General features: G+C 40.0%; 8 protein-coding genes and 1 pseudogene. All 9 read right to left on the reverse strand.

Annotated features, from left to right (window positions below; translation table 11 throughout):
- Positions 1-76: pseudogene (locus QZ055_RS09450) on the reverse strand (acyl carrier protein); the annotation flags it as partial.
- A 51-nt stretch (positions 77-127) separates the two neighbouring features.
- Positions 128-871 carry a 3-oxoacyl-[acyl-carrier-protein] reductase gene (fabG, locus tag QZ055_RS07610; protein WP_105085447.1) on the reverse strand — a complete coding sequence of 248 codons (744 nt, stop codon included), beginning with the start codon at positions 869-871 and terminating at the stop codon, positions 128-130.
- A gap of 1 nt (position 872) precedes the next feature.
- Positions 873-1814 (reverse strand): ACP S-malonyltransferase, encoded by a 942-nt coding sequence (gene fabD, locus QZ055_RS07615; protein WP_039969254.1) that lies wholly within the window; start codon positions 1812-1814, stop codon positions 873-875.
- Between the two features lie 10 nt (positions 1815-1824).
- Positions 1825-2769 (reverse strand): enoyl-[acyl-carrier-protein] reductase FabK, encoded by a 945-nt coding sequence (fabK, locus tag QZ055_RS07620; RefSeq protein ID WP_295825779.1) that lies wholly within the window; start codon positions 2767-2769, stop codon positions 1825-1827.
- Between the two features lie 15 nt (positions 2770-2784).
- Positions 2785-3780, reverse strand: a complete 996-nt coding sequence (locus QZ055_RS07625; RefSeq protein WP_060924752.1) for a beta-ketoacyl-ACP synthase III — start codon at positions 3778-3780, stop codon at positions 2785-2787.
- Positions 3764-4792, reverse strand: a complete 1029-nt coding sequence (gene plsX, locus QZ055_RS07630) for a phosphate acyltransferase PlsX (RefSeq protein ID WP_295793499.1) — start codon at positions 4790-4792, stop codon at positions 3764-3766. Before plsX ends, QZ055_RS07625 begins: the two co-directional genes overlap by 17 nt.
- A 3-nt stretch (positions 4793-4795) precedes the next feature.
- Positions 4796-5356, reverse strand: a complete 561-nt coding sequence (gene fapR / locus QZ055_RS07635; RefSeq protein ID WP_005386980.1) for a transcription factor FapR — start codon at positions 5354-5356, stop codon at positions 4796-4798.
- Between the two features lie 320 nt (positions 5357-5676).
- Complete coding sequence (gene rpmF / locus QZ055_RS07640; RefSeq protein WP_004693428.1) at positions 5677-5853, reverse strand: 50S ribosomal protein L32; 177 nt, start codon at positions 5851-5853, stop codon at positions 5677-5679.
- A gap of 25 nt (positions 5854-5878) precedes the next feature.
- Positions 5879-6030 (reverse strand): YceD family protein (locus QZ055_RS07645; RefSeq protein ID WP_363178921.1); only part of this gene is annotated, 152 nt, incomplete at its 5' end.

A 6030-nucleotide genomic window follows, 5' to 3' on the forward strand; every position in this document is an offset into this window, starting at 1 on the left:
AATCAATGGTAACTTCAGCTTCATCAACGCCTAATTGTTCCACAACGATTGCTTTTACTTTATCGAAAGTGTTCATTGGTGGTTCACCTCCTTTCAAAGTGTATTTATATATAGTCTAATTTTGAAACTACATCACCATACCGCCATCTACATTGATGACTTGGCCTGTAATATAGTTAGCAAAATCGCTAGCAAGGAATGTTGCTACTGTTGCTACTTCTTCAGCATTAGCCATACGACCCAATGGAATTTCTGCAACCATAGCTTCTTTAACTTTTTCTGGTAATACATCAGTCATATCAGTATTGATAAATCCTGGTGCAATAGCATTAACAGTAATGCCACGACTTGCTAATTCTTTAGCACAGGATTTAGTAAAACCAATTACACCAGCTTTAGATGCTGCATAGTTAGTTTGACCCGCATTACCCATAACGCCTACAACAGATGTCATATTGATAATATGACCAGAACGTTGTTTCATCATGATTTTAGATACTGCTTTAGTTACTAAATATACACCTTTAAGGTTGATATCTATAACAGCATCAAAATCTTCGTCTTTCATACGCATCAATAAACCATCACGCGTAATCCCCGCATTATTTACGAGAATATCAATGTGACCAAACTCTTTATGAGCTTCTTCCACCATAGCTGCAACTTCATCAGCATTAGCTACATTGGCTTTAATTTTAATGGCTTTACGGCCTAAAGCTTGTACAGCTTCAACAGTTTCTTGAGCTGCACCTTCGCTACCGCTATAGTTAACGACCACATCAGCACCAGATTGTGCTAAATTGATAGCTACAGCGCGACCAATGCCACGGGATGCGCCAGTTACAATGGCTACTTTACCCTCTAAATGCATTTTATCGAACCCCTTTCAAAAATTCAAGCGTTTTCTCTAAGGATGCAATGTCTTCAACATTGGCTAATTCCATATCTTTATTGATTTTTTTAGTAAAGCCAGTAAGTACTTTACCAGGACCTACTTCAACGAATCGAGTTACACCAAAGTTAACCATTTCAGCTACGCAATCTTCCCACAATACAGGATTTGCAGCTTGTGTAACTAAGGATTCTTTAATATCGTTTGCATTAGTCAAAATTTTACCTGTCACATTTGCCACTACAGGAATTTGAGCATCGCTCACTTGGATTTTATCCAACTCTTCTTTTAAACGTAGAGCTGCAGGTTCCATCAAACGGCTGTGGAATGGAGCACTTACAGGAAGCATAACAGCACGTTTTGCACCGGCTTCTTTCATCTTTTCTGCTGCAGTTTCTACCGCTGCTGTTTCACCAGCAATAACAATTTGACCTGGGCAGTTGAAGTTAACTGCTTGCACAGAACCAACAGAATCGTTAACCTCTTTACAAATTTCTACAACTTGTTCACGAGGTAAAGCTAGAATTGCTGCCATAGCACCTTTGCCCAATGGCACAGCTTCTTGCATATATTCACCGCGTTTATGAACAACATACACAGCATCTTTAAAATTCAATACACCTGCCGCTACAAGAGCACTGTATTCACCAAGACTATGACCACCTACGATATCAGGTGTAAAGCCTTGTTCTTTAAGAACTTCATAGCAAGCTACAGATGCAGTTAAGATAGCCGGTTGTGTATTAGCAGTTTTAACAAGTTCAGTATCAGGGCCTTCAAAGCACAATTTGGAAATAGAATAACCAAGCGCTTCGTCAGCTTCTTCAAAACGTTGTTTCACAATAGGATATGCATTGTACAAATCTTGTAACATGCCTACTTTTTGGGAACCTTGACCAGGAAAAACAAATGCCGTTTTCATAAGGGCCTCCTTATTTACCAAGACCTTGAAGATTTTTAATTACAGTTTCAGTTTCAGCCATGATATCTTTGATAATAGTTGCACATGGTTTAACATCTGTTAACATGCCAGAGATTTGACCAATCATTACAGAGCCTTCTTTTACATCACCTTCAATAGCAGCTTTACGAAGTGTGCCTGCACCTAAGTTTTCTAAATCTTCTTTGGAACCACCGCTAAATTCAAGGGATTTATATTTATGAGCTAATGCATTATCAATGATACGTACAGGGTGACCTGTTGTTAAACCAGTCATAACAGTGGCACGATCTTTTGCTTTCAATACTGCATTTTTATAGTTTTCATGAGCAATACATTCTTCGGATAATACGAATCGCGTACCCATTTGTACTGCTTGAGCGCCTAATGCAAAGGCTGCAGCCATACCACGGCCATCAGCAATACCACCAGCTGCGATAACTGGAACATCTACAGCATCTACTACTTGTGGAATCAATGCCATAGTAGTAATATCGCCTACGTGACCACCAGATTCTGTACCTTCTGCGATAATTGCATCAATACCACCGCGCAACAAGCGTTTTGCAAGTAATACGGAAGCAACTACAGGAATTACTTTAGTACCGATTTCTTTTAAAGCTGGAATATACACGCCAGGATTACCAGCACCTGTTGTAATAACAGGAACGCGTTCTTCCACAACTACTTCCATAACTTCTTTAACAAATGGAGACATGAGCATAATATTACAACCAAATGGTTTGTTTGTGCGCTCTTTTAATTTGTGAATTTCATTACGGAAAATATCAGGAGGCATATGACCAGCCCCAATGATACCAAGGCCACCCGCTTCGGAAACAGCTGCCGCTAATTCTGCAGTACCGAGCCAAGCCATACCACCTTGTAAGATTGGGTACTCAATCTGCAATAAATCACAAATGTCAGTCTTAATCATCTTGATGTGTCCTCCTTAATACCATTTCAAGACAAGGCTAGCCCATGTAAGGCCTGCACCAAATCCTGCAAACGCAACATTATCGCCGCGTTTGAAACGCCCTTCACGATTAGCTTCGTCCAAAGCTATCGCTACAGACGCGGCAGATGTATTACCATACTTATGTAAATTAACAAATACTTTTTCCATCGGCATATGTAAGCGTTTTGCAGCCGAATCAATAATACGAATATTTGCTTGATGTGGAATAAAGAAATCCAACTCATTAAGTTCCATTCCAGCTCGTTCTAAAGATTTTAAAACAGTACGCCCCATCGTTTTAACAGCAAATTTATATACTTCAGAACCATCCATATGAATGAATGTTAAACCTTCTTCAATGCGTTGGTCATTGGCAACTACGGCTGTACCACCTGCAGGAATACAAAGAGATGGACCACCAGTACCGTCGGCACCCATATCAACACCTTTAATGCCATAACCTTCAGGGACTTCAGATACTACTGCGGCACCAGCGCCATCACCAAAGAGGATACTTGTACTACGATCGTTCCAATTTACTCGACGGGAGAGAATTTCAGCGCCCACAACGAGCACCTTTTTGTATAAACCGGAGCTAATATAGCTAGCTGCAGTAATCAATCCATATACAAAGCCAGAGCATGCAGCTTGTAAATCATAGGCCGCTGCATTCTTAGCGCCTAAATTCGCTTGTAATACACAAGCGGCTGAAGGAATAATCATATCCGGTGTTAAGGTAGCAAAAATAATCACGTCTATATCTTCAGCACTAACCTTAGCCATTTGCATAGCTTTTTTTGCTGCCTCAGTCGCCATATAGGATGTATTCATACCTTCCGGTGCAATGCGTCGTTCCTCAATACCAGTACGTTCTCTAATCCATTGGTCATTGGTATCAACCATTTTTTCTAGATCAAAGTTTGTTACTACATTGTCAGGAAGGAAGCTCCCAGTACCAATGATTCCAACCGGTTTACTCATCATAGTCATACTTCAAGGCTCCTTCAATATCCATTGTTTCTCTTATGTGTTGAATAATCTTACGCTCTACTAAATCTCCAGCAATTTCAATAGCAGTCTTTATCTCTTTTGATTTAGAGCTACCATGGGCAATCATAAAGACCCCATTAACCCCTAAGAGTGGAGCACCACCATTTTCTGTGTGATCTAAGCGTTTAGCCATCTTCTTCAAAGCTGGCTTTACGAGCATAGCACCAATCTTAGCAAAGATACTCCCTGCCATGATGCTATCCTTTACTAATTGTGCAAGACCTGTTACTAGACCTTCCGCAAATTTAAGTACCACATTACCTACAAAGCCATCGCATACAACAACATCTACGGCCCCTTTAGGAATATCACGGCCTTCAATATTACCTTTAAAATTGATGGTTTTCATACGTTCCAAAATTGGATATGTGGCTAGAACGACATCGTTCCCTTTTGTGGCTTCTTCGCCAATATTTAACAATCCTACTGTAGGATTCTCTTTACCTAATAAAAGTTTTGCATATTCAGAGCCCATCAAAGCACCTTGTACAAGATGTTTTGGTTTACTATTGGAGTTAGCACCTGAGTCTAACATAACAGTAATACCACTCACTGTTGGCATCGGAGTAGCAATAACTGGGCGATCGACCCCTTTAATGCGACCGAGTCCAAACAATGCAGCTGCTACAGCAGCACCTGTGCTACCAGGAGCAATTACGGCATCGCAAATATTATCACGAACTAAAGATGTCGCTACCACAACAGATGCGTCCTTTTTCTTACGCAATGCTTGTCCTGGATGCTCATCCATACCGATGACTTGACTGGCATGATGTACAGAAATGCGTGGATTCTTAGCTTCATTATTAGCTTCTAATATATTAAAAATTTGCTGCTCATCGCCGACGAGCACCACTTCAATGTGTTCATTTGCTCGTACGGCTTCAATGGATCCTAGTACAGTCTCCAATGGAGCAAAGTCGCCACCCATGGCGTCTATTGCAATTTTCATAATCTACACCCTATTCTCTACGGATTCCATAATAAATTTTGCGCGAAATACTTCTTTTATTTTATCTCTTATAATGACCCAAATAAAGAACTTATTACCACGGCGACGCACAATTTCTGCTTTTGCCACCAAATTAGTACCAGCTCCTACTGGGTTTTTATATTTTATATTTCCAACCTCCGCAGAACAAACAGTAGTCCCCATGACTACCTTTGCGAGGGAATTCGCTTGAGCATATAAATACTGTGGTTCTACATATCCAAATCGATCTTCCATGTCTGCAGTAGTGCGCAACATCGATAATGCTTGTTGCCCTTCCGTGACATCAATCAATTCACCAACCACTTCGTACGGTACATGTTCTACCGTTTCTTGTGACTGACCTGTAGCCATGACGCGTATGCGTTCACGCAATTCAGGAATCCCCAACTCTAGCCGATCAAGACGAATAGTTGGCACACTTACATTAAAGTGTGTTGCCAATTCTTCATCAGTAAGAAATGGCGTAATATTCAGTTTTTCTTGTAACTGCTTTTGGCGCTCTTGCTTCTTTAACCGACTCATGGGACCACCTTTTATGACCTAGTATTAATATTACATCCTAAGTATATACAATAATTCCCCTATTGGCAAGGCTTTTCATACATATAGTAACAGATTTTCCTCATATATACTAAATATAGATATTATTTTATATTTAAGTATCGTTTTGTTTATAAAAGTATAAAAAAATGCCACTATTCTACAGCTTTATATTACTATAAAATAGCGGCACTGACTAATGCATATGAAGTATATTAAGTTATATATATTACTAAAAGTATACAAAAGCATACAAAAAAGACGCCTACTACTACAGTAGGCGTCTTTTTTCCGCTCACATATTAAGCATTAGCTACTACTTGCTCACCTTTATAGTGACCACATGTAGGGCAAACACGATGAGGCATCTTAGGTTCGTGGCATTGTGGACATGCTACATAACCAGGAGCTTCTAATTTCCAATTAGCACGACGGCGATCGCGACGGCATTTAGACAATCTACGCTTAGGTACTGCCATTATCTGCACCTCCTTAGTACAATCATTAGGACAATCTATCATCTTTCTCATCAAGCAAAGCACGTAACTCTGCAAATCGAGGATCCACCACAAAGGATTCACAAGAACAAGGTGAAACATTTAAATTTGCTCCGCAATGAACGCACAATCCTTTGCAATCATCCTGACATAACACTT

It is taken from the genome of uncultured Veillonella sp., from assembly GCF_905209685.1.
Taxonomy (GTDB): Bacteria; Bacillota; Negativicutes; order Veillonellales; family Veillonellaceae; genus Veillonella.